The 21,926-nt window shown below is 74.5% G+C and carries 22 protein-coding genes; 11 read left to right on the top strand and 11 right to left on the bottom strand.

The features are described from left to right. Together ABTZ17_RS36970 and ABTZ17_RS36965 are read right to left on the bottom strand one after the other, a co-directional pair. On the bottom strand, positions 1 to 963 hold a 963-nt coding region (locus ABTZ17_RS36970), incomplete at its 3' end, for an alpha/beta hydrolase family protein (protein WP_502994779.1). Positions 964 to 1,095: 132 nt separating this feature from the next. Continuing rightward, entirely contained in the window at positions 1,096 to 1,587 is a 492-nt protein-coding gene (locus tag ABTZ17_RS36965; protein WP_502994775.1) for a hypothetical protein, read from the bottom strand. 205 nt (positions 1,588 to 1,792) lie between these two features. Here ABTZ17_RS36965 and ABTZ17_RS21495 point away from each other — a divergent pair, with 205 nt between their 5' ends. The 3 genes from ABTZ17_RS21495 (at position 1,793) to ABTZ17_RS21485 (ending at position 4,481) form a co-directional block, all read left to right on the top strand. Beyond that, the gene (locus tag ABTZ17_RS21495) at positions 1,793 to 3,121 is read left to right on the top strand and encodes a sensor histidine kinase (protein WP_502994774.1); all 1,329 of its coding nucleotides are present in this window, start codon (positions 1,793 to 1,795) and stop codon (positions 3,119 to 3,121) included. After that, positions 3,118 to 3,789 carry a response regulator gene (locus tag ABTZ17_RS21490; protein ID WP_352197278.1) on the top strand — a complete coding sequence of 224 codons (672 nt, stop codon included), beginning with the start codon at positions 3,118 to 3,120 and terminating at the stop codon, positions 3,787 to 3,789. Before ABTZ17_RS21495 ends, ABTZ17_RS21490 begins: the two co-directional genes overlap by 4 nt. Before the next feature lie 95 nt (positions 3,790 to 3,884). Continuing rightward, a complete protein-coding gene (locus ABTZ17_RS21485; RefSeq protein ID WP_352197277.1) occupies positions 3,885 to 4,481 on the top strand; it encodes a CBS domain-containing protein in 597 nt (198 codons plus the stop codon). A gap of 72 nt (positions 4,482 to 4,553) precedes the next feature. Here the strand turns inward: ABTZ17_RS21485 and ABTZ17_RS21480 are convergent, their stop codons facing one another. From ABTZ17_RS21480 to ABTZ17_RS21460, 5 genes are all read right to left on the bottom strand, one after another. Next, positions 4,554 to 5,444, bottom strand: a complete 891-nt coding sequence (locus ABTZ17_RS21480) for a hypothetical protein (protein ID WP_352197276.1) — start codon at positions 5,442 to 5,444, stop codon at positions 4,554 to 4,556. After that, on the bottom strand, positions 5,428 to 6,684 hold the full coding sequence (locus ABTZ17_RS21475; protein ID WP_352197275.1) for a hypothetical protein: 1,257 nt from the start codon (positions 6,682 to 6,684) through the stop codon (positions 5,428 to 5,430). The genes ABTZ17_RS21480 and ABTZ17_RS21475 overlap by 17 nt, the downstream gene beginning before the upstream one ends. A 151-nt stretch (positions 6,685 to 6,835) precedes the next feature. Next, complete coding sequence (locus tag ABTZ17_RS21470; RefSeq protein ID WP_352197274.1) at positions 6,836 to 7,507, bottom strand: GNAT family N-acetyltransferase; 672 nt, start codon at positions 7,505 to 7,507, stop codon at positions 6,836 to 6,838. 95 nt (positions 7,508 to 7,602) lie between these two features. After that, entirely contained in the window at positions 7,603 to 8,412 is an 810-nt protein-coding gene (locus ABTZ17_RS21465; RefSeq protein WP_352197273.1) for a CbtA family protein, read from the bottom strand. A gap of 22 nt (positions 8,413 to 8,434) precedes the next feature. Then, positions 8,435 to 8,659 (bottom strand): CbtB domain-containing protein, encoded by a 225-nt coding sequence (locus ABTZ17_RS21460; protein WP_352197272.1) that lies wholly within the window; start codon positions 8,657 to 8,659, stop codon positions 8,435 to 8,437. A 274-nt stretch (positions 8,660 to 8,933) separates the two neighbouring features. Here ABTZ17_RS21460 and ABTZ17_RS21455 point away from each other — a divergent pair, with 274 nt between their 5' ends. Next, entirely contained in the window at positions 8,934 to 9,380 is a 447-nt protein-coding gene (locus ABTZ17_RS21455) for a histidine phosphatase family protein (RefSeq protein ID WP_352197271.1), read from the top strand. Here the strand turns inward: ABTZ17_RS21455 and ABTZ17_RS21450 are convergent. The 4 genes from ABTZ17_RS21450 to ABTZ17_RS21435 all read right to left on the bottom strand — a co-directional run bounded on the left by ABTZ17_RS21450 (position 9,310) and on the right by ABTZ17_RS21435 (position 13,437). Continuing rightward, entirely contained in the window at positions 9,310 to 9,723 is a 414-nt protein-coding gene (locus ABTZ17_RS21450; protein WP_352197270.1) for a hypothetical protein, read from the bottom strand. The two genes, ABTZ17_RS21455 and ABTZ17_RS21450, sit on opposite strands and share 71 nt — an antisense overlap. Beyond that, positions 9,720 to 10,787 (bottom strand): MFS transporter, encoded by a 1,068-nt coding sequence (locus ABTZ17_RS21445; RefSeq protein WP_352197269.1) that lies wholly within the window; start codon positions 10,785 to 10,787, stop codon positions 9,720 to 9,722. The genes ABTZ17_RS21450 and ABTZ17_RS21445 overlap by 4 nt, the downstream gene beginning before the upstream one ends. 110 nt (positions 10,788 to 10,897) lie before the next feature. Continuing rightward, entirely contained in the window at positions 10,898 to 11,485 is a 588-nt protein-coding gene (locus tag ABTZ17_RS21440; protein ID WP_352197268.1) for a TetR/AcrR family transcriptional regulator, read from the bottom strand. Between the two features lie 215 nt (positions 11,486 to 11,700). Next, positions 11,701 to 13,437, bottom strand: a complete 1,737-nt coding sequence (locus tag ABTZ17_RS21435; protein ID WP_352197267.1) for an amidase — start codon at positions 13,435 to 13,437, stop codon at positions 11,701 to 11,703. 171 nt (positions 13,438 to 13,608) lie between these two features. On the opposite strand from ABTZ17_RS21435, the gene ABTZ17_RS21430 reads away from it, so the two are divergent. From ABTZ17_RS21430 to ABTZ17_RS21400, 7 genes are all read left to right on the top strand, one after another. After that, a complete protein-coding gene (locus ABTZ17_RS21430; RefSeq protein WP_352197266.1) occupies positions 13,609 to 14,331 on the top strand; it encodes a TetR/AcrR family transcriptional regulator in 723 nt (240 codons plus the stop codon). A gap of 188 nt (positions 14,332 to 14,519) precedes the next feature. Beyond that, positions 14,520 to 15,932 carry an alanine racemase gene (locus tag ABTZ17_RS21425; protein ID WP_352197265.1) on the top strand — a complete coding sequence of 471 codons (1,413 nt, stop codon included), beginning with the start codon at positions 14,520 to 14,522 and terminating at the stop codon, positions 15,930 to 15,932. 91 nt (positions 15,933 to 16,023) lie between these two features. Further along, positions 16,024 to 17,022 (top strand): ornithine cyclodeaminase, encoded by a 999-nt coding sequence (locus ABTZ17_RS21420; protein WP_352197264.1) that lies wholly within the window; start codon positions 16,024 to 16,026, stop codon positions 17,020 to 17,022. Continuing rightward, positions 17,019 to 18,542 carry an MATE family efflux transporter gene (locus ABTZ17_RS21415; RefSeq protein ID WP_352197263.1) on the top strand — a complete coding sequence of 508 codons (1,524 nt, stop codon included), beginning with the start codon at positions 17,019 to 17,021 and terminating at the stop codon, positions 18,540 to 18,542. Before ABTZ17_RS21420 ends, ABTZ17_RS21415 begins: the two co-directional genes overlap by 4 nt. Next, on the top strand, positions 18,539 to 19,732 hold the full coding sequence (gene hisC, locus ABTZ17_RS21410) for a histidinol-phosphate transaminase (RefSeq protein WP_352197262.1): 1,194 nt from the start codon (positions 18,539 to 18,541) through the stop codon (positions 19,730 to 19,732). Before ABTZ17_RS21415 ends, hisC begins: the two co-directional genes overlap by 4 nt. Positions 19,733 to 19,743: 11 nt before the next feature. Further along, entirely contained in the window at positions 19,744 to 20,712 is a 969-nt protein-coding gene (locus ABTZ17_RS21405; protein ID WP_502994778.1) for a PLP-dependent cysteine synthase family protein, read from the top strand. 84 nt (positions 20,713 to 20,796) lie between these two features. Then, positions 20,797 to 21,864, top strand: coding sequence for an ABC transporter substrate-binding protein (locus tag ABTZ17_RS21400; RefSeq protein ID WP_352197260.1), 1,068 nt, complete (start codon positions 20,797 to 20,799; stop codon positions 21,862 to 21,864). The last annotated feature ends 62 nt before the right edge of the window (positions 21,865 to 21,926 follow it).

Below are 21,926 nucleotides of genomic sequence, written 5' to 3'. Positions count from 1 at the left end.
CGCCCCCGGAACGGTGTCGGCCGTTCCGGGGGCTCGTCGCGGGCCCGGAGCCGCCAGGGCAGGGCCGGATCGGTCAGCCACACCGTGACCGGTCCGTGCCGCGCCACCGGTCAGGGGGGAAGCCGCCGTTCCCGAGCCGTACGTCGTGACCGTCCCGTAGGCGCGTAGGGATTCGGTGAGCTCCACGGGGCGGTGTCGCAGGGTCGCGTCGAGGAAGACGAGGGTGGCCGCGGCGACGACGCGCGGGCTTTCGGCGCGGCCCAGGGTGCCGACGAGCGAGGGCACCGGCGGGAGGTAGAGCGGGCCGTCGGTGAAGGTGAGGTGGCCGGCGCCGGGGATGGTGAGCCGGTGGCTCCGCGCCGTGGTGCGTCCGAGGACTTCGGTGAGTCGGGGGAGGTAGCGCGGGTCGGTGTCGGCGGTGAACTCCTGGGTGAGGGCGAGGGTCGGCTGCCGGAGGGCGGGGGTGCTCGGGCCGTGCGGGTAGCCGTCGAGGTCGATGACGGCGTCGAACCGGTCGTCCAGCCGGGCCGCTCGCAGGGCGGCGGCCCCGCCGAGCGAGTGGCCGGTCACGGCCACGCGATCGGTGTCCAGGCGTCCGGCCGGCGGGTCGGTGCCCCCGGCGGCTCCGGGACGGTCGAGGGCTTCCAGACGGGTGAGGGCGAAACGGAGGTCGGCGGCCCGGACGGTCGTCCAGGCGGCGGCCCGTTCCGCGTCCTCGGCTCGGTCCCCGGAGGAGACCGTCGTGGAGCGGATCGTGCGGCCGTCGGCGAGGCCGACGGCGGCCGAGTCGTACGGGTGGTCCAGGGCGGCGACCACATAGCCGTGGGAGGCCAACTCCTCGGCCCAGGCCGTGTTCTGGGTCCGCGCCCCGCCCGATCCCGGGGAGAACAGGACCACCGGGAAACGCTCCGTCCCGGGAACCACCGGGGCATCGACGGTCGCGTGGCCGCGGGCCCGCGGCAGGCCGTCGAGGAGGAATCCGGGCAGGCCCGTCCCGCTGGTGAGGGCCGCCGCGACCGTTCGCGCCTCGGCCGCCGTACGCCCCAGGTACCGGGCTCGGGTGCGGGTGCCGCCCGCGGGGCCGTCGCCCGCCGGTTACCAGAGTTGGACCACGATCGTGCGCCGGTCCCGCGGGTCGGCGGTGAAGGTCTCGGGGCGCGACGGATCGGTCCACTGCACCACCCGGGTGCCGACCGCGAAAGCGCCCGTCGGCTCGGGGAAGGCGGGTACGGGGAAGGCCCAGGCGGCCACGGGGCCGCAGGCGACGAGGCCGGCGCACGCCAACGATCCCGGCAGTGCCCACCACCAAGGGGCCCGCCGTGCCGGTCGGCGCCCGCCGCGGCGCAGCAGGGGCGGGAGGGCGAGGGCCGTGGCGATGGCGGCGCCTGCCAGGACCGGCAGCATCTGCCACCGGACCCCCACGAGCCCGAGCACGGTCGCGGACGGCAGGAGGACCGCGCCGGCGGCGAGGGTCCCGATCCGGCGGGCGGACGACGGGAGCCAACGGGCCCCCAGCAGGGCCAAGACGCCCAGGAGGAAGAGGAGTTCGGGGAGGGACAGGAAGAGCCCCGGGAGGGTTTCGGTCACCCGCTCATGCTCGGATCCGGGGCGGCGTCCTCGCGTCGGCCCCGGGTCGCTCCCGACCGCGACCGACGGGGCAACCGGGGCCGGTCGCGGTGCGACCGCGGTGGCAATCGGGGACCCACGCCGGGCTGCCCCACTGCGACCGGGGGCGGGGGTGGGGTCCTCCTGTGGTCGTACGACGGACCGACGCGCGTGCGACGCGGGGCTCATGTGCCCGGCGGGGCGGCGGCCTAGGCTGCGAACGATCCGGGCGGGCCGCCCGGGCAGGTGCCGAAGGCGCTGCCACGAGACCGGCCGGACGACTTCCCGGCAGGTCCGAGCGACGGACGGTGTGACGGTGCGCGCGTGGGACCGGATTCCTCCCCTGGTGCGGGACTCGGTACTGCCCGCGCTGCTCCTGCTCCACGTCGTGACCACCTACCCGGCGCGACTCCTCCCTTCGGCGACGGCCCTCACCGCCGCCCTGACGCTGCCCCTGCTGTGGCGGCGCCGGGCCCCGCTCCGCGCGTTCGGCGCCGTGGCGGCCGCGGCGCTCGTCTCCTGGCACGCGGACCTGGCGCTCCCGGCCTCCGCGGCCCTGCTGCCCGCCCTCACCACCGTGGCCGCGCACACCGGGCGGCGCGGAACCCTGCTCGCCGCCGCCGTCGTGGAGGCCGGAGCCGTGGCCGCCTGCCTGCGCTGGGCCCAGGACGGCGCCTTCCTGGCCCCCTTCGTCGCGCTGTCGGCCCTGGTGGTGGCCGCCACCGTCCTCGGGGTGAACGTGCGGACCGGACGCGACCGCCTCGACGCCGCGCGGGAACGGGCCGAGCGGCTGGCGCTCCGGCAGGAGCAGCAGGAACAGCGGGCCCGGTGGGCCGTCGCCGAGGAACGGGCCAGGATCACCCGCGACGTGCACGACATCGTCACGCACAACCTGTCCGTCATGGTCGCGCTGACCGATGCCGCCGTGTACGCGCGGCACCGGTCCCCGGACCGGACCACCGCCGCACTGCTGCGGATCTCCGAGACGGGCCGACAGGCCCTGACCGACATGCGACGCTCGTTGGGCGTTCTCCGGTCCGACGAGCCGGAGTCCGAGCGCCACCCGTCGCCCGGCCTCGACCGACTGGCTGCGTTGGCCGACCGGATGGCCGCAGCGGGACTACCGACCGCCTTGGGCGTGCGCGGCGGCCACGCCCACGTGCCGGCCGGGGCGCAACTCACCGTCTACCGGCTGGTGCAGGAAGCCTTGACCAACGCCCTCAAGCACACCCCCGCCGGTACCCGCGCGACGGTCCGGGTCACCTGCTCGGCCGGGAGCGTCGACGTGGAGATCACCGACACCGGGCCCCGGCCCGCGCCACCCGCCACTGCCACTCCCGGTGCCGGTGGCACCGCTGACCCTTCCGCTTCGGGATCCTCCGGCCACGGCATCCCCGGCATGCGGGAACGCGCGGCCGTCCACGGCGGAATCCTGCGGGCCGGCCCCCGACCCGGCGGAGGCTGGAGCGTACGGACCCGGCTCCGGCTCGACGGGGCCGGGGCGAGCACGGCATGAGCATCCGCGTGCTGATCGCCGACGACGAGGCGCTCCTCCGGATGGCCTTCGGCACGATCCTGGAGGTCCAGCCCGACATGGAACCGGTCGGCGAGGCGGCGGACGGGGCCGAGGCCGTCCGGCTCGTCCGGGAACTGCGCCCCGACGTGGTCCTGATGGACGTGCGGATGCCGGGGACGGACGGGATCGAGGCGACCCGAGAGGTCGTCCGGGTCTCGCCGCGCACCCGGGTGCTGGTCCTGACCACCTTCGACCTGGACGCGTACGCCTTCGCCGCGCTCGCCGCCGGGGCCTCGGGGTTCCTGCTGAAGAACACCCGGCCCGAGGAACTGCTCGGCGCGATCCGCAACGTCGCGGCGGGCGACGCGGTGCTCTCCCCCCGCGTCACCCGAAGCCTGTTGGAGGAGTTCCGTCCGCACCTGGCCGACCCCGGCGGCCGGCCCCGGGACGCGCGGTGGGAACGGCTCAGCCGCCGGGAGCGCGAGGTCCTGGTCGCAGTGGGGCGCGGCCGGTCCAATGCCGAGATCGCGGCCGACCTGCGCCTGGCGGAGGCCACGGTGAAGTCGCACCTGGGGCGGGTCCTGGCCAAGTTGGAGCTCCGCGACCGGATCCAGGCCGTGGTCTACGCCCACGAGAACCGCCTGGTCCCCACGGCCTGTGGTGCGTGAGGGGTGTGCGGGACGGATCGTGGTGCGCGGAGCGGATACGGGACAATGGGGTTTGAGGGAGAATTTCCGCATTCGCCGTAGAGGACTGGTACCGCATGAGGCACCGCAGGGTGGCCGATCTGATGACCCCGACCGCCGTGAGCGTGCAACGGGGGACCCCGTTCAAGGAGATCGCCCGGCTCCTCGACGAATACGGGATCACGGCCGTGCCGGTGGTGGACGAAGGTCGGCCGGTGGGCGTGGTGTCGGAGGCCGATCTGCTGCGTCGTCACACCGCCGGTTCCACGGCCTCGACCGCCGAGGCACTGATGAGTTCGCCGGCGGTGGTGGCGGAGCCGGAGTGGAGCGCCGTGGAGGCGGCCCGCGTGATGGAGGAGGCCCGGGTCAAGCGGCTGCCGGTGGTGGACGCGGCCGGGTTCCTGATCGGCGTGGTCAGCCGAAGCGACTTGCTGCGGCTGTTCCTGCGTCGGGACCGGGCCATCCAGGAGGAGATCCTGGAGGACGTGCTCACGCGGACGCTCGGCCTGTCGCCGTCCGCGCTGACCGTCGAGGTGTCCGACGGGCGGGTCATCCTCAGCGGCACGGTGGACCGGCGCAGCCTGGTCCCCATCACGCTGCGCCTGTGCGAGAGCGTGGACGGCGTGATCGAAGTGGTCGACCGGCTCACGTACGACGAGGACGACGCGGCCTGAGGACACGGGCCGGACGTGGAGGGCCGGCCCCCGGTCGGGCGGGCTGCGGGAAGGGGCCGGCCCCGCGCGGGTTCAGGTGGGCGGCAGGAGGTCGCTCGGGCTGAGGGTGTGGGTCACCGGAGGGTGGACGAAGTCCCGCTCGGTGTTCTCCCGGCGGCGCAGGCGGTAGGACTCGACGCTCCGGTCCTCGTCGGCGAGCGTCAGGGGGACGCCTTCCGGGAGGTGGGGGCGGCCGTCCCGGAACCGGAGGTGGGTCTTCGAGGTCCTGAGGGTCACGCCCAGCCACTCCTCGTCCGGCCGCCCCGGCGCGGTGAGCACGATCCGGTGCCTGAGCCGGCGGTTCGCCGCGACGGAGAAGGCGACGACGGAGCCGTGGGCGAGGGGGATTTCCAGGCGCCCGGCGGGGACTTGGCCGGGGGCTTCGGCGCGGCCTTCATCGCGGCCTTCGTCGGGCCGGTCGCCGGCGCCCCGCGGCCGGCCGTGGTCCCGTCCGTCGTCCGCATCCGTCGGCTGTTTCGACTCTTTCGACTCCTTGGTCTCGAAGACGAGGGTGCGCGGCGCGGTGGTGTCGGGGTGCCGGTAGCAGGAGAAGACGGCGATGAGGGAACCCTCGGCCAGATCGAGGGCCTGATCGGAGTGGGCGCCCATCTTCGTGTACGCGTTCGTGTAGGTCTCGACGAGCGCGTTGTCGAAAGCCAGGGGCGCCGCCGTCAGCTCCCGGACCTCTCGGGCCAGCCGTTCGTGCACGGGTCGGAAGCGTTGCGCCGGGGCGGCGTAGCGGGTCGTGGTCCGGACGAGGGGGACGGCGCCGTCCGGCGCGGACGGCCGGGTGAGGACCGCGCCCCGCCGGCCCTTGCCCACGTCCTCCAGGCGCGTCGCCGCGGTCAGTTCGGCGAAGGGGTCACCGTCGACGGGCAGGGTCCGGACGAGGACCAGGTCCTCGATGCTAGGGCCGCGGCGCACGGTAGTCCCCCGAGTTCATGCTGAAGCGGAACCGGTCCCCGTAGTCGACGGGGGCCGCGGACGTGTTCTCCTCGGCGTACAGCCGCCGCAGGTCCGCCATGCCGGCCTCGGTGGGCGGTGCCAGCGGGACCGTGCGGCCGTCGGCGGACTTGAGGTGGGTACGACCGTCCCGGTGCACGGCCTCGGTCTTCGAACAACGCACCACGTAACCCAGGCGGGTGGGCAGCAGCCCGGCCTCCAGGGTCGAGGGGCGGATCTCGTGCGTGTACAGCCGGTTGGTGGACAGCGGCATGAGGAAGACCGAACCCGGGTGGAGGGTCAGCGCGAACCGTTCCGGGAGTGGGGCTCCGAGCCCGCTCTCCTCCCGGGCCCCGTCCTTGAGGCGGAAGTGGAGGCGGGTCAGCCCGCTGGTGCTCTTCACCCCGAGGTCGAACGGGTCCCCGGGCAGCGGGCGCAGCGCGTCGAGCCCGTCGTAGAAGGTGCAGAAGGCCATGATCCCGCCGACGGGCATGTCCTTCGTCTTGTCGGCGTGGGAGGAGATCCTCGCCTTGGACTGTCTGCGCCCCTCCGTGGCCGCGGTGTTGTGGTAGATCTGAGCCAGCACGTGGTTCAGGGGCGCCGCCCCCTCGTGGAAGACGGCGGCCGCCTCGTGGCGCAGGGCGTCCACGATCCGCGCGTCGGTGGGCCCGAACCCCTCCGTCGGGCCGGTGAAGTTGGTGGAACAGCGGAGCAGCCGGAAGTGCAGCCCGTCGGCGTCCCGGGTGACGGGGGTCAGGTAGATGCCGCTGCGGTGGGCCGTTCCGGGCTTGGTGGACTCCGTCAGGGACTGGAAGGCGTGCTCCGCGCGGATCCGGGCGAAGTGGTCCTCCTCGGGTGCGAAGAAGCGGGGGTAGTACACGCCGACGCCGTGCACGCGGCGGGGCACGCGCCCGGCGTCGACGCGGGTCCACGCCGTGGGCCCGGGGGTGCCGTGCGGGTGGTCGTCGGCCGGATCCCCGACCACGAGGACGCGTTCCGCGGACCGCAGGCGGCCCTCGGCGGCCTCGACCGGGTCCCCGTACAGGTAGACGGTCTTCCCCGTCAGGTCGTACGGGCCCGAGGCCGACTCCTCCGGGGTGATCACGGTGCCGAAGAAGTCCCGGACCACCTCCGGCGGATCGCCGTCCGGGAGGGAGGCGCGGGCGACCAGGAGATGGCGCGTGTCGTCGAGACGGGCCTCCGCCGGAACCTTCGTGTCCATCCTCCGCGCCCCCACGCCGTTCGCCGATCTCACCCCACGCCGCCGTGGGACCGGAAGCCGCAACCCTACGCCGTGCCGCCCACCCTGCCCCGAGGGGGAGGAGCGGAGCCGAGGCACACGAGTGACCCGGGGGAAGGGGGAGTCGGGGACTTCAGCGGTCGCCCCGGATCCGGGCGTGGAGGTGCTCGTCGTGCCATCCGTCCGCGTGGAGCAGGGCGCTGCGCAGGGTGCCCTCCAGGGGGAAGCCGGCTCCGAGGGCCACCCGGCAGGAGGCCGGGTTCGCCACGGAGTGGGTGATCCGCAGTCGGTGCAGACCCAGTTCGTCCAGGGCCCAGTGGCTGACGCGGACGGTCGCCGCGAGCGCGGTGCCGTGGCCTCGGCCCTCGGGGAGCAGCCAGTACAGGAACTCGGCGCTGCCGCCGCGCAGATCGATGTCGGCGAGCCCGATCAGCCCCACCGGGTCACCGTCGGGGAGCCCCACCGGGTCACCGTCGGGGAGGTCAAGGGCGGCGGAGACGGCGGTGGGAGGGCCGGCGTCCGGGGTGATCAGGGTGATCGGGGTGCTCGCTGTGATCGCCCAGACCGCGGCCTCCTCCTCCCGCCACCGAAGGCCCCACCGTCGGATCTTCTCGCGGGCCTCGTCGGGGGTGAGCGGCTCGGGGCGGTTCCACCGCAGGATGTCGGGGTCCGAGCAGGAGCGGACCAGTACGGCCGCGTCCGCCGGCCTCCAGGGGCGCAGGCGGAAGCCGTTGTCGAGGGACAGGACGGGCTGGGGGACGCGGCTCATGCTGCCCGCCGGGACCACGGGAGGTATCGGTGCCATGAGGGCATCATGCCGAAGGGCCGCACAGGGCCCGGGCGCGACGGCGGGGGTGCCGGAGGGCCGGCACCCCCGTGCGTCGGAGCGGGCGGACCGGGTCAGGCGGCAGCGGCGCGAGCGGGGTCCGGATCGGGCGTCGGCGTCGGGCGGGGGGTGAGGAGGCGTTCGGTCAGGGCGCCGAAGACGAGGCCGAAGGTGGCCCAGAGGACCGTCTGGAGGCCGATCGAGGCCAGGCGGAACTCCCACAGGACCGCCGCCGGGAACGACGCCTTCACCGCGTCCTCGTTGTCGGGGAGGACGGCGAAGAGCACGGCCATGACCAGGACGTAGCCGGCCCCCGCCAGGACGCTCGCGTTCCAGTTGCCCAGCCGGGGCGCCAGGCGGCGGCCCGCGATGACGGCGCCCAGCCCGACGAGGACGCTGAGCAGGATCATGAGGAAGAAGAGCGTGGTCCGTGAACCGATGGTGTCGGGATTGCCGACGGCCGGTGGGGTGGCCGGGTACTTGAGGAACGGCACCAGGAACACGGTGGTGAACACCCCCGCGGCGGTGAAGGCGGCGGTCGCCCGAGGGCCGAAACCGCCGATCCGGCGGAAGGCGAACGCGAAGGCGAGCGAGGCGATCCCGCCCAGCGCCACCCCGTACACCACGAGGCCGGTGGCCAGCCCGGAGGTGGACTGCGCCGCCCGGCTCACCACCTCTTCCTCCTCTTCCTCGGCCGGGGCGGCGGCCGCCCCGTGGTGGCCGCCCCGATCGGCCGCCGCCTGGGCCTCCTCCACGGCGATCGAGGCGTCGACGGAGGGCTCACCCGCGACGTAGCCGAAGGCGAAGGCGATCAGGCCGGCGATCAGGCCGGCCAGCATGCCGCGCACCAGAAGGCCGCGGACCCGAACTGCGTTGCTGTACATGGTCGTGCCGCTCCCCGGCGCGTCAGTGGCAGGGGAAGCCGAGGAGGTGACGGCCGTCGTGCACCCACTCGTGCACCGCCTCACCGGAGAACACGGCGGTCGCGCCCTGTTCGGCGCCGACGAAGTACAGGGCGATCAGCATGAGGGTGCCGACGAACACCGCCCACGGGAGGACGGCGCGCACCGGGATCGGTGCGCCCGGTTCGGCTGCGGGGGCGAGGGTGGGGGCGGGTGCGGACTGGGCCATGACGGAGGACCTCCTCGGGAACGACGCGTCCCGTTCGGTGGAGCACGGTCGATCGACGGCTCTCGGGTCTGACTGGCCGGGTCCCGCCGTGTGCGGCGGTCCGGTTACACAGTGGCGCGACCGTGCCGGAGTCTCACCGGGCTTCCGTCCTGCCGTCGTCATCAACGCGCAGACCGTACCGTGTACACGACAATCAGCCAAGGGCGCCCGGCATGCGGTCGCACGCCCCCGGGGCGGACCGCGCACGTCTCGACCCCGTCCGTACGCTGCCCCCATGACGAGCACGCTGGTCCGGGTACGGCTCACCACCCCCGGGCTCGACTCCGCGATGAGACAGGCACGTTTCGGACCCGGCGGCCCCTTCGCCCTGGACACCGGGGCCTGGGCCGGCCGCACCCTGGCGGAGGTCGCGGCGGCCGACCCGGAAGCGGTCCACCGCTGGACCACCGACACCGCGTTCGCACCGCCGGGCGGCGAGTCCGTGGACGCCCTCCTGGTCCGGGCGGGGGAGTGGCTGGGGGCCCTCGCCCCCGGCGGTCACGCCGTCACCGCGGACCAGTCCTTCGTCCGCGCCGCCGTGACCCACGCCCTCGGCCTGCCCGCCCGCACCTTCTGGCGGCTGGACGTACCGCCCGGCACCCTGACGGAGCTCACCGGCCGCTCCGGTCGCTGGAACCTCCGCCTCGGAACACCCGCACCGACGCACGAACCTGGCGGCTGATCCCTCTCGGGGCCGGGCGCGCGGTCACGGCGGTCATCGTGGCGAAGGCCAGGGCGGCCGCCGCGAGCGGCGCGGTGCCGCCGCCGAGGGCGAGGAGGGCGGCGAAGAGGACGGTGGCGCCGCTCTCCATGGCCGTGTTGAGGACGCCGCCCGCCAGGCCCGCCAGGTCGGGGGGCACGTCGGTGGTGCCGAGTACGGCCGCTCCCGCGAAGGCGAGGGCCACCCCGGCGGGCAGCAGGAGCAGTCCGGGCAGCAGCCCGTACGCGAACGGGAGCCCGGTGGCGGTCGCGGCGGCGAGCACGGCCGGCCCGGCCGCGCCGCACGCGAACCCGGCGGCTGTCACCCGGCGGGCCCGTACCGCCCGATCAGTGGTCCGGCGGCCCGTCCGGTGCCGATCAGCGCCGCCGCGAACGGGACGAAGGCGGCGGAGGTGCGGAGGGCGGACCAGCCGCGCTGTTCCTGGAGGCCGAGCGAGAGGAGGACGAACACGGCGGAGGTGCCCGCGGCGGCCAGCGCGATCGCGGCGAGCCCGAGACGGCGTCGCGGGTGGGAGGCGAACCCGGGCGGCAGCAGCGGGTCGGCCCGCCGCCGCTCCACCAGCGGGAAGGCGGCCAGCAGGGCCGGACCCGCCAGCAGCGGACCCCAGACGACCGGCGAACTCCACGGCTCGGCCTCGGTCAGGACCAGACCGAGGCTGGTCAGCGAGATGCCGGCCGTGGCCAGGAGGGCCCCGGGCAGATCGAGCGAGCGGTCCGGGCGGCCCGGCGCGGCCGGCAGTAGCCGCCGCGATCCGGCGAGCGCGAGGAGGACCACGAGCACCGGTACGGCGAAGGTCCACCGCCACCCCGCGAGGGCGGAGACGACCCCGGAGACCAGGTTCCCGGCGGTGGCGCCGAGGACGGACAGGCCGCCCCAGGTGGCCATGGCCCGGCCGTACGCGGCGGGTGCGGGGAACAGAGCGCGCAGGACGGCCATCGCGGCCGGGGCGACGAGCGCGGCCCCGACGCCCTGCGCGAAGCGGGCGGCCAGCAGCGCCCCGAAGCCGGGGGAGAGGGCGGCGAGCGCGGTGGCGCTCCCGAACACGAGGAGCCCGACGGTGAGGATCCGCCTCCCGCCGTACCGGTCGGCGAGCCGCCCGCCGCACAGCAACAGCCCCGCGAAGGACAGCCCGTACGCGGCGGTGAGGAGGATCAGCCCGGCCCGACCGGTCCCGAACTCGGCACCGATGCGGGGGAGCGGCACCGCCACCGCGGCCAGCGTGAAGATCAGCACGACCTGTACGGCCCCGAGGAGGGCGAACCCCGCCCTGGCGGCGGACGTGGCGGACGTGGCGGGTGCGCTGGGGGCACCGGCGGTGCCGGGCGCGGCGGGCGCGGCGGATGTGAGGGGTTCGGCGGATTCGGGCATGGGTTCCCCCGGTCAGAAGTCTGGAACGATTGGTTCAATATCGCGACAGGGAAAGGCGCGGGGATCGCCCCCGCGCCGCCCCCCGGTGGTGCGATCCGGTCGCGGGTGACTCAGTCGAGCAGGGTGAGGGCCTGTTCCGCGGCGTCCCGCACGCGGGCCGGGTCCTCGGTGGCCTTGCCGACCACGCGGAGGCCCTGCATCAGCACCAGCAGCATCCGCGCCAGCGCCCTGGGGTCGCGATCGGCGGGCAGCTCCCCCTGGGCCTGCGCGCGGGCGAGCGCCGCGTGCAGCAGGGTCTCCGCCTGCTCCCAGCTCAGCTCCACCCGCCGGGCGGCCGCCGGATCGTGCGGGGCCAGCTCGGTGGCGGTGTTCGTGACGAAACAGCCGATCCGGCGGCGTTCGCCATCGGAGCCGGCCTCGGCGGCGAACCGCCGGACCACCTCCCGGACCGCGGGCAGGGCCGGTCCGGGCCGGGACAGCTCCGCGAGCATCCGCGGCCCCTGCTCCTCCCCGTACCGGTCCAGGGCCTTCAGGTACAGCTCGTGCTTGCTGCCGAAGGTGGCGTACAGGCTGGCCCGGCCGATGCCGAGGTGTTCGACGAGGTCGGACAGGGAGGTCGCCTCGTACCCCCGCCTCCAGAACAGCTCCAGCGCGGCGCGTAGGGCGGCGTCGGGGTCGAATTCCTTGGTCCTGGCCATGGGGGAACGGTAGATCGTTTCGGAACGATCGGTCAAGTATGGCGGGATCCGGCGGTGCGGGCCCCGGAAGGCGACCGGTGGAAGGGAGCGGAGAGAGGCGGAGGCGGAGAGGGGCGGAGGCGGCGAGGGTGGTGGGGCGGCCGTGACGACGAAGGCCCCGCGGCGGGTGTTCCGCCGCGGGGCCGACGCCCGGTGGATCCGAGGGCCCGGTCGGGTCACTCCGCCGCGAGGCGCGGGGTGCGTGCGGGCTCCGTGCGCCGGTCGCCGGTCTTCTCGAAGGCGGCGGCGAGCGCGAGGAGGGAGTTGTCCTCGTAGGCGCGGCCCGCGAAGGTCAGGCCGACGGGCATGCCGGTGTCCGCCATGGTGCCCATGGGCACGGTCACGGTGGGGATGCCGAGGTGGCGGGGGACCAGGTTGCCGTTGGCGACCCAGACGCCGTTGCGCCAGCCGAGATCGGCCGAGGCGGGGTTCACGTCCATGTCGGCCGGGCCCACGTCGGCGACCGCGGGGAAGACCACGGCGTCCAGGCCCAGCCCGTCCATCCACTGCTCCAGGTCCACGCGGCGGGTCTCCTCCAGCCCGCGCAGGCCCTCCTCCAGGAGCGGCATGTCGGCGAGGGAGGCGTACGGGCGCTCGCGGACGAAGCGCGGGTAGTCGCCGATCGTGTCGTCGAAGCCCTCGTAGCGGTCGGGGAGCTCGCCCTCCTGCTTCGGCCAGATCCGCGCGCCGTCCACCTCGGTGAGGCGGGAGAGCGCGGGGTCGCCGTTGGCGCGGAGGAAGTCGTCCCAGGCCCAGGCGGACAGGTCCTCGATCTCGAAGGTGAGGTAGGCGCGGCTGACGAGCCCGCGGGTGAGGAGCGAGGGCGCGCCGGGGCGGTCGGACTCGTAGTTGGTGACGACGGGGAAGTCCACCTCGACGACCTCGGCGCCGGCGGCCTCCAGGTCGGCCCGGGCCGCCTCCCACAGGGCGAGGACGGAGGGCCGGGTGTCGACCCGCTGCCCGGTCTGCCCGCCGATGCCGCCGTCGGGGTTGGTGCCGGCCTCGGGGTCGGCGTTGACGTACATGCGGGGCACGCCCACCCGTCGGCCGGCGAGGGCCGCGCCGGCGGCCGTGGCGTCGGCGGGCGCGAGGTCCGGGTAGGAGGCGGGGCGCACCCGCGAGGGGGCGGGCAGCTCAAGCCAGGGCTGGGCCCGCCACAGGTCGCCGCGGGTGTCCGGGTCGTCGGCCACGATGACGTCGAGCAGTTCGAGCAGGTCGGCCATGGTGCGGGTGTGCGGCACCACGACGTCCATGGTCGGGACGAGCGGCCAGTTGCCGCGGACCGAGATCACGCCGCGGCTGGGCGTGTACGCGCACAGCGCGTTGTTCGAGGCGGGGGCGCGGCCCGAGGACCAGGTCTCCTCGCCGAGTCCGAAGGCGCCGAAGGAGGCCGCCGTCGCCGTGCCCGAGCCGTTCGAGGAGCCGGAGCCGTAGGCGCTGGTGAGCCAGTCCGCGCTGTACGGGCTCTCGGCCCGGCCGTACACGCCGCGCTGCATGCCGCCGTTGGCCATGGGCGGCATGTTGGTGAGGCCGATGAGGACCGCGCCGCCCGCCCGCAGCCGCTCGATGGCGAAGGCGTCGCGCTGGGCCACCAGGTGCTCGAAGGCGGGCGAACCGGACGCGGCCGTCAGCCCCTCGGCGAGGTAGCTGTCCTTGGCGGTGTAGGGGATGCCGTCCAGCGGGCCCAGGGTCTCCCCGCGGGCGCGCCGGGCGTCGGAGGCCTCGGCCTCCGCGCGGGCGCGCGGGTTCATCACGACCATCGCGTTCAGTGCCGTGGCCGTGCCGGGACGGTCGTACGCCTCGATCCGCGCGAGGTAGGCGTCGAGCAGGTCGACCGAGGTCGTCTCTCCCTTCTCCAGCGCCGCGCGCAGGTCGGCGATACAGGTCTCCACGACATCGAATCCGCGCGTCATGTGGGTGTCTCCTGGTGGTGAGTAGGACAGGCGGGCCGCCGGCCGTGGGGCGGCCGCACAGCAGGCCGTGACACTCCCCAACGCTCTGACTAGATTTTCAGTCTAGACCAGGAATCTAGTTTTTCGGAACCTAGACTTGGGGTCTGGATTTCCGGAACCGAAGGTGAGCTCATGCCGACGTCAGAGACCGGGCCCGCGCCGACCGCCGGCCCCCTCCTCCCGGAGGGCGCCGCCGACCCGGCGGGCGCCGGGGTCGGGCGCGGCCCCCGGCCCGCGACCAGGGCCCCGCTCGACCGGACGCGCCGCCCCAGCGGGGACGAGGCGCGGGGGCGGGCGATGCGCGCCGCGATCAGCGTCATCTCCGAGAAGGGCACGGCCGCCCTGCGGATGTCGGACATCGCGGCGCGGGCCGGGATGAGCACCGGGCACATCCTGTACCACTTCGGCAAGAAGGACCGACTGCTGCTGGAGGTCCTGGCGTGGAGCCAGGCGGACCTCTGGGACCGCTACCAGGAGGCGGCGGACCGGGCGGAGTCCCCCGCCGAGAAGCTGGACCTGTTCGTCCGCGCCTACCTGCCGACCCACCCGGGCGACGAGCGCTACGCCCTGTGGACGAAGGTGCTGGCCCAGGGGCACGACGAGTCGGGCCGGGCCGTGGTCACGGAGCTGCTGGACGGCTGGGACGAGCGCCTGGAGGCCATCGTCCGGGAGGGGCGGGAGCGCGGGGAGTTCGCCGAGGTGGACGTGTCCGAGTTCACCGTCCGGGCCGTGGCGATGCTGAGCGGACTCTCCGAGGACGTGATGTTCGGACGGGCCCGCTGGCGCCACGCCTCCGCGCACGCCTTCGCCCTGGCCGCCCTCGAACGCGAACTCCGCCCCGCCGGGCGGGAGTGACCCGGCCGGCACCGGTGACGCCCTCGCCGCCGGTGCCGTTCCGAAGGCGCGGAGCGCCCGGATTCCCGCACCGTGCCTCGCGAATCCGGAGAGATTTCTTCACTCCCCTCCCTTCTCGCCCCCTTTGTCCCGGGCCCTCGCGTCGACCACTATTGAAAACGAGTGTCATCTTCATATAGGAATACGGGGTGCTCACCTCCCTCCAGGGGTCGGCGCGTCCCCCGGCCGGACTCCGGCCCTTCGCGCTCCCCGCACTCCGGCATCCCACCGTCACCACCCTCCTCACGGACCACCGCGCCCTGCTGGCCGAACTCCTCGACGGCCTCGGATCCCCCCTGCACGTCGTGCTGCCCGAGGTCTTCGAAGAGAACCTGACCCGCCTCCGGCAGGCGTTCACGACGGCGGGCGCCCCCGCCGACGTGCTCTTCGCGAAGAAGGCGAACAAGGCCGCCTGCTTCGTCGACTCCGCGGCGGCCCTCGACGCCGGGGTCGACGTGGCCGGTGCCCCGGAACTGCTCGGCGCCCTCGCCGGTGGCGTGCCGGGACACCGCATCGGGATCTCGGGGCCGGAGAAGGACGACGCCCTGCACGCCCTGGCCGTCCGGCACGGCTGCCTGGTCGCCGTCGACTCGCCCGGCGAACTCGACCGGCTCGCGGCCACCGCACGGTCCGTCGGGCGACGGGCCCGCGTGCTGCTGCGGATCCGCACCGCCGGACAGTCCGGCAGCCGGTTCGGGATCCCCGAGGCCGGCGTCCCGGCCGCCGTCGGACGGTGCGCCGAACTCGCCGACCACCTCCGCCTCCGCGGCTTCTCCTTCCACCTGAACGGCTACGACCCCGCCGAACGCGCCACCGCGGCGAACCGGTCGATCGCATACGGCCTCGACGCCCGGCGGCGCGGCTGCCCCGAAGCCGAACTCGTCGACATCGGCGGCGGACTGCCCGTCCGCTACGTGGAACCGCACACATGGAAGGCGTTCCTCGCGCAGGACCGGCCCGTCCACTACCACGCGGCCAAGGAGTTCGCCGGGTCCTACCCCTACGGCGGACGGACCGCCATCGAGGCCGTCGGCGAGCTGCTGACCCACCCGGTGGACGGCACCGAAAGCCTCGCCGCGAAGGCCCGCCGCACCGGCACCCGCCTCCTCGTCGAGCCGGGCCGCGCCCTCCTCGACCAGGCCGGCTTCACGCTCTTCCGGGTCCGACAGGTCGACGACCGGCGGAACGAGGACGGGTACGCGGTCGTCACCGTCGCGGGCACCAGCTTCAGCCTGTCCGAGCAGTGGTTCGGCAGCGAGTTCCTGCCCGACCCCGTACTGCTGCCCGCCGGACCGCCCGAACCCCGCACCACCCCGCCCGACACGACCTTCCCCGCCTGCGTGGCCGGCTCCACCTGCCTGGAGAGCGACCTGCTGACCTGGCGGAAGATCGGCTTCCCCCGGCCGGTGCGCCCCGGCGACCACCTCGCCTACCTCAACACCGCCGGCTACCAGATGGACTCCAACGAGTCCCCCTTCCACGGAGCGGCCCTGCCCCTGAAGGCCGTGCTCCGCGTCGGTGACGGTTCGCTCCCGCCGCGCTGGCACCTCGACGGCGTCTGACCGCCCCGCCCGCGCGCCTCCCGCCGCGGCTCCTCGCTTCGACCCACCCCACCCACCCCACCCCCGCGATCCGCACGGAGGAGAACCACCCATGCCATCCACACCGTCCCCCTCACCCGGCTACGCCCCGCCCGGCCAGTTGTGGCTGCTGCCGCGACGCGCGCAGGAAGGGCTCGACCTCGACCACCGACAGGTGCTAGCGGTCGTCGAGGGGGCCTACCGCGCCCTGCGCGGCGGCGGCTCGGACAACCCGGTCAAGACGGTCGTCGACGGCCCCGACCACCGCTCGCTCAGCTACTCGATGGTCGCCCGGGACGGCGGCACCGGCACCGTCTGCTTCAAGGCCGTCCACGAGGCCGACCCGCGCCGCACCCGGGACGCCTACCGCTTCCACTCCTTCGCCTTCCTCGTCGACGACGCCACCGGGGAGCCCATCGCCCTCATGGACGTGGCGGAGCTGGGACCGCTCCGCTCCTCGGCGACCACCGCGCTGCTCGCCCGCGCGGCCCGCCCCGACGCCCGCAGCGCACTGGTCGTCGGCACCGGCGTCCAGGGACGCACGGCCCTCCCCATGTTGGTGGCGGCCCTGCCCGAGCTGGAACGGCTCCAGGTGTTCGGCACCCACTCCGAGGGGCTGCGCGCCGTCCGGGACGGGGTCGCGGGCCGCGAGGTCGAGATCGTGACGGACCTCGAACGGGCCGCGGGTGAAGCGGACATCGTGATCGGCGCGGCCGGACTGTCCGTCACCCGGGAGGTCCGACGCGCCTGGATGAAGCCCGGCGCGGTGGCCGTCCTCCTCGGGTACGGCGTACACCCCGACGTGTGCCACGGCGCCGACCACCGGATCGCCACCGACACCGCACAGATGCACGCCACCTGCGGGGACCTGCGCGGCCCGGACGGGGCCCTGCCCGTCGTGCACGCCGAACTGCCGGACATCCTGCTGGGCCGGGCCCCCGCCCGCCGGCACCCGGAGGACGTGGTCTTCGCCTACAACAGCGGGATGGCCGTCACCGACGCCGCCCTGGGCCGGTACGTGGCCGATCTCGCGCTGGCCGCCGGACGCGGGGAGAAGGTCGACTTCTGGTGAGCACCGGCACCACCCCCCCACCCCACCCGTCCGTGGACCCGTCCACCGATCCCTCCGCGAACCCGCCCCCGGACCCGCAGGACGCACCTGACCCGGCCACGGCCGGCCGGCCCGAGCCGCGGCGGAGCGGGCCCCTCCGGTGGACCCGCGGCTCGCGCGCCCTGCTCGCGCTGGCCGGCCCGCTGGTCCTTACCAACCTCGCCCACGTCGCCCTCACCACGGTCGACATCGTCATGCTCGGCCGGCTGGGCGCGACCGAGATCGCCGCCGCCGGACTGGCCCTCGCCCTCTTCAACCAACTGCGCACCACCGGAACGGGCCTCGTCACCGGAGTCGGCAACCTGGTCGCCGAGGCGCGGGTCCGGGGCGACCGCGACAGGATCGGGGCCCTGCTCTTCGCCGGGTTCTTCTGGGCCACCGCCTGCGGCGCCGTGTTCTGCGCCGCCCTGCTGTCGGCCGGCCCGCTGCTCCTCCTCCTCGGCCAGGACCCGGCCGTCGTGGAGCGGGCGGAGGAGTTCCTGACGGTCCTGGCCCCGGGCATGCTGCCCTGCCTGTGGTTCCAGACCCTGCGGCACTTCACCACCGGGCTGAAGCGACCCGGCCCCCTGCTGGCCATCACCCTGGCCTCGGTGGGTCTGACGATCCTCCTCAACCACGCCCTGATCCACGGGGAGTTCGGCCTCCCCGCCCTCGGGGCCACCGGAGTCGCCGTCGCCACCGTCACCGTGTTCCTGCTGTCCTTCCTGGCCTTCGTCGCCGTGCTCCTGCGCGACCCCCTGCTCCGCTCCCACCTCGCCTCCGCCTCCGCATGGAGCTGGAACGGCGACGCGGTGCGGTCCGTGTGGCGGCTCGGCCTGCCGATCGCGGGCACGTACGCCTCGGAGGCCGGCTTCTTCAGCGTGCTGACCCTGCTCGTCGGCACCCTCGGCGCGGACGCCCTCGCCGCGCAGACCGTGCTGAACCAGATCGTCTACATCGTCTTCATGGTGTCCGCCGGGCTGTCGCACGCGGCCTCCGTGCACATCAGCGAGGAGTGGGGTCGCGGCGACCGCGCGGCGGCCCGCCGGACCGGACTGCTCGGCACCGCCTGGGGCGTGGTCGCCACCCTCCTCGTGGCCCTCGTGTACCTGACGGTGCCGGAGCGGGTCGTGTCCTGGTTCCTGCCCGCCGGACACGCGGGCGCCACGGAGGTCATCGCGCTCACCGTGACCGGACTGTCCATCGCCGCCCTCCTCCAGGTCTTCGACGCCGTCCAGAACATCGGCAACGGGATCCTGCGCGGCACCGGCGACACGGCGGGCCCCTTCCGGACCTCCCTCCTCGGCTACTGGCTGATCGGACTGCCCGCCGGCTACCTGCTCGCGGTCACCGCCGACCTGGGCGTGGCGGGGGTCTGGATCGGCCAGACCCTCGGCCTCGCGGCCACCGCCGGCCTGCTCCTCCTCTCCTTCCTGCGCCGCACCGGCAGCGGTCCCGGCCGCGCCGCGACACCCACCGTCCCCGAACCGGAGCCCTCATGAATCCCGCTGCCCAGCCGGGCCCCGCGGCCGCGCCGACACCGACCGCCCCGGCCCTCGCACCCGTCCGGGTCGACACGGCCCCGCCGATCCGCCGGGAGGTGGCGGAACTCCCCGCCTACGACCCCGGCGCCGACCCGGCGGAGGTGGCCGCCCTCAGCGGCGCCGACCGCGTCATCAAGCTCTCCAACAGCGAGACCCCGTACGGGGCTTCACCCGCCGCCGCCGAAGCGGTGCGGCGGGCCGCGGCCGCCGGCTTCGCCCGCTACCCCGACCCCTCCGGCCGCCGCCTGACCGAAGCCCTCGGCCGCTTCTTGGACGTGCCGGCCGGACACCTCGTGCTCGGCAACGGCTCCGAGAACATCCTCGAACTCCTCTGCCGGGCGGTGCTCGACCCCGGCGACCTGGTCGTCACCCAGACCCCCGGGTTCAGCCTCCACGAGACCTTCCCCCGGGTCATGGGGGCCGAGGTGGTGAAGGTACCGCTCGCCGCGGGCTTCGGATTCGACGCGCACGCCTGGCGCGAGGCCCTGGACGCCGGCCCGAAGCTCGTCTTCCTCGCCAACCCGTGCAATCCCACCGGCACGGTGCTCGGCCCCCGCGAGCTGGAACGCATCCTGGAATGGACCCCCGCCTCGGCCCTGCTGGTCATCGACGAGGCGTACGGAGAGTTCGCCCGTGCCGACCCCGGCTACCCCGACGGCCTGGAGACCCTGCGCGGCGCGGACCGGCCGTGGGCCGTGCTGCGGACCTTCTCCAAGGCCTACGGCCTGGCGGGCCTGCGCGTGGGGTACGGCATCGCCTCCGACGCCGCCCTCGTCCGGGCCCTCGACCGGGTCCGCACCCCGTACAACGTGAACCGGCCCGCCCAGGAGGCCGCCCTCGCGGCGCTCGCCGACCCCGCGCACCTGGCCGCCACCGTCCGCCGGACCCGCCTGGAGGCCACCAGGGTCACCGGCCTGCTGCGCGCCGCCGGGCTGCCCGTGGTCCCGTCCTCGGCGAACTTCCTCTTCATCGACACCGGCCGCTCCGCCGACCGCACCGCCCGGGAACTCCACCGCGCCGGAATCATCGTCAAGGCGTGGCGCGAACCCGGATACGAGACCTACATCCGAGCCTCCCTCTCGACCCCCGCGGACAACGACGTGTTCGTGCGGTGCCTGACGGAGATCTGCGCGAAGGAGACCCCGTGATCACGCACAAGATGTCCGAGCTGATCGGACGGACCCCCCTGCTCTCCCTGCCCGTCGCGGAGGGTTCGGCGCGGGTCCTGCTGAAGCTGGAGCAGTTCAACCCCACCGGAACCGCCAAGATCCGGATGGCCAGGAACATGGTGGACGAGGCCGAGGCCGCCGGGCTCCTGGCCCCGGGCGGCCGGCTCGTCGAGTCCACCTCCGGCAACACCGGACTCGGCCTGGCCCTCGTCGCCGCCGAACGCGGCTACAAGTTCACGGCCGTCGTCGACAACCACTCCTGCGCGGACAAGCTGCGCGCCATGCGCGCCTACGGCGCCGAGATCCTCAACGTCGCCGGGGACGCCGACGGCCTGGCCACCGCCGAACGCGACGCCGTGGCACAGCGCCTGGCCGACGAGGCCGGCGCCCACTGGACGGCGCAGCACCGCAACCCGGGCAACCCCGACGGCTACCGGGCCCTGGCACGCGAACTCCACGAGGACCTGGGCGACGACATCCACTACCTGTACGGGGCCGTCGGTACGGGGGGCTCCCTCTGCGGCACCGGCCGCGTGCTGCGCGAACGCATACCGGAGCTGAGGATCGTCGGCGTCGAACCCGTCGGGTCCGTGGTGTTCGGCGGCGAGGGCGCGCCCTACCACCAGTCCGGCACCGGCACCCCGGCCGGTTCGGAGATCGGCCCCGTCGTCGACTACGCCCTCTTCGACGAGGGGGTGAAGGCCGGCGACGCGGAAGCCTTCGAGACCTGCCGGTACCTCGCCAGGAACTTCGGGATCCTCATCGGCGGTTCGGCCGGCGGCGTGGTCCACAAGGCGCTGGAGCGGGCCCGCACCGCGGGGCCCGGCACGACCGTCGTCGTCCTGGTCTGCGACGGCGGCGAGAGGTACCTGGACACCGTCTTCGACGACGACTGGATGGCCGCCCACGACCTCCACGACGCCCAGGTCGTCCGGCGGCTGGCCGAGATGCTGCGCTGAGGCCCCCGCCGCCCCGGCCTCCCCTCCTCTCCTCCCCACGCGTCCCGCCCGGGGACCCCGTACGAAAGCGACGACCACCTGCCGATGAACCCGATGAACCGGATCAACCCGATGAGCCCGATGAGGAAGGCGATCCTGCCCCTCGCCCTGCTGACCGCCCTCGCGGTCACGGGGTGCACCGCGGGCGGCGCCCCCGGCACCCCCGCAAGCGACGACAAGCCGGCGAAGGCGGCGGCCACCGCCTCCGGCGGTCACCCCTTCACCCTCGACAACTGCGGCACCGAAGTGACCTACCCGGCCGCCCCGAAGCGGGTGGTCACCCTCAACCAGACCGCCGCCGAGATCCTCGTCCACCTGGGCGTCGGGGACCGGATCGTCGGCACCGGCTACGAAGTGGAGAAGCCCCCGGCGGACATCGCCGCACAGTACGGCAGGATCCCGGTGCTGTCCGCGCCCGGACAGGAGATCAAGCACGAGAAGCTCCTCGAAGCGCAACCCGACTTCGTCTACGGCTCCTTCGCGAGCATGTTCACCGCCGAACAGTCCGGGGACCGCGGGCAGCTCCACCGGTTGGGCGTGCCCACCTACCTGACCGAGTTCGACTGCTCCTTCCACGAGAGCGTCCGGGGAGCCGACTTCGACCTGCTCTTCGAGGAGTACCGCCGACTCGGCCGGATCATGGGGGTGCCCGCGGCGGGGGAGAAGCTGGCCCGCGAGCAGCGCGCCCTGGTGGACCGGGCGGTGCGCACCGTCCGGAAGCGGTCGGAGCCGCTCAAGGTGATGTGGTTCTACTCCACTTACGAGGGCACCCCCTGGGCCGCCGGCCCCGGCGGCCTGCCCCAGCACATGTCCGACATCCTCGGCGTGCGGAACGTGTTCGAGGACGCCAAGACCAAATGGGCCGAGGTCAGCTGGGACGAGGTGGCCGCCCGGAACCCGGACGTCGTCATCCTGGCCGACCTGACCCGGGGCGAACCCCACGACACCGCCCGGGAGAAGATCGCCCTGCTGAAGAAGGACCCGCTGACCCGGGGACTCGCCGCGGTGGAGGGCGACCGGTTCATCACCGTCCCCGGCAGTCACATGGACCCGAGCTACGGGAGCGCGTCCGCCGTGCCGGTGCTGGCCGACGGCCTCGCCCGGCTCGGCTGAACGGGCGGACACCGTGACGACGAGTCCCCCCGCCACCGCCCCCGTGCGCACCGGCCCCCCGG

It is taken from the genome of Streptomyces sp. NPDC097619 (genome assembly GCF_040302735.1).
Classification (GTDB): domain Bacteria; phylum Actinomycetota; class Actinomycetes; order Streptomycetales; family Streptomycetaceae; genus Streptomyces.
The sequence above is the reverse complement of the archived record's forward strand: the minus strand, read 5'-3'. Positions and strand labels throughout refer to the sequence as shown.

What these genes read in the sequence shown, in the direction of transcription:
- ABTZ17_RS21440 (WP_352197268.1), bottom strand. Translation starts at nt 11,485, where the DNA reads ATGGCCAGGACCAAGGAATTCGACCCCGACGCCGCCCTACGCGCCGCG.
- ABTZ17_RS21420 (WP_352197264.1), top strand. Translation starts at nt 16,024, where the DNA reads ATGCCATCCACACCGTCCCCCTCACCCGGCTACGCCCCGCCCGGCCAG.
- ABTZ17_RS21475 (WP_352197275.1), bottom strand. Translation starts at nt 6,684, where the DNA reads ATGGACACGAAGGTTCCGGCGGAGGCCCGTCTCGACGACACGCGCCAT.
- ABTZ17_RS21485 (WP_352197277.1), top strand. Translation starts at nt 3,885, where the DNA reads ATGAGGCACCGCAGGGTGGCCGATCTGATGACCCCGACCGCCGTGAGC.
- ABTZ17_RS21445 (WP_352197269.1), bottom strand. Translation starts at nt 10,787, where the DNA reads ATGCCCGAATCCGCCGAACCCCTCACATCCGCCGCGCCCGCCGCGCCC.
- ABTZ17_RS21470 (WP_352197274.1), bottom strand. Translation starts at nt 7,507, where the DNA reads ATGGCACCGATACCTCCCGTGGTCCCGGCGGGCAGCATGAGCCGCGTC.
- ABTZ17_RS21460 (WP_352197272.1), bottom strand. Translation starts at nt 8,659, where the DNA reads ATGGCCCAGTCCGCACCCGCCCCCACCCTCGCCCCCGCAGCCGAACCG.
- ABTZ17_RS21435 (WP_352197267.1), bottom strand. Translation starts at nt 13,437, where the DNA reads ATGACGCGCGGATTCGATGTCGTGGAGACCTGTATCGCCGACCTGCGC.
- ABTZ17_RS21430 (WP_352197266.1), top strand. Translation starts at nt 13,609, where the DNA reads ATGCCGACGTCAGAGACCGGGCCCGCGCCGACCGCCGGCCCCCTCCTC.
- ABTZ17_RS21495 (WP_502994774.1), top strand. Translation starts at nt 1,793, where the DNA reads ATGTGCCCGGCGGGGCGGCGGCCTAGGCTGCGAACGATCCGGGCGGGC.
- ABTZ17_RS21405 (WP_502994778.1), top strand. Translation starts at nt 19,744, where the DNA reads ATGTCCGAGCTGATCGGACGGACCCCCCTGCTCTCCCTGCCCGTCGCG.
- ABTZ17_RS21400 (WP_352197260.1), top strand. Translation starts at nt 20,797, where the DNA reads ATGAACCCGATGAACCGGATCAACCCGATGAGCCCGATGAGGAAGGCG.
- ABTZ17_RS21490 (WP_352197278.1), top strand. Translation starts at nt 3,118, where the DNA reads ATGAGCATCCGCGTGCTGATCGCCGACGACGAGGCGCTCCTCCGGATG.
- ABTZ17_RS21455 (WP_352197271.1), top strand. Translation starts at nt 8,934, where the DNA reads ATGACGAGCACGCTGGTCCGGGTACGGCTCACCACCCCCGGGCTCGAC.
- hisC (WP_352197262.1), top strand. Translation starts at nt 18,539, where the DNA reads ATGAATCCCGCTGCCCAGCCGGGCCCCGCGGCCGCGCCGACACCGACC.
- ABTZ17_RS21465 (WP_352197273.1), bottom strand. Translation starts at nt 8,412, where the DNA reads ATGTACAGCAACGCAGTTCGGGTCCGCGGCCTTCTGGTGCGCGGCATG.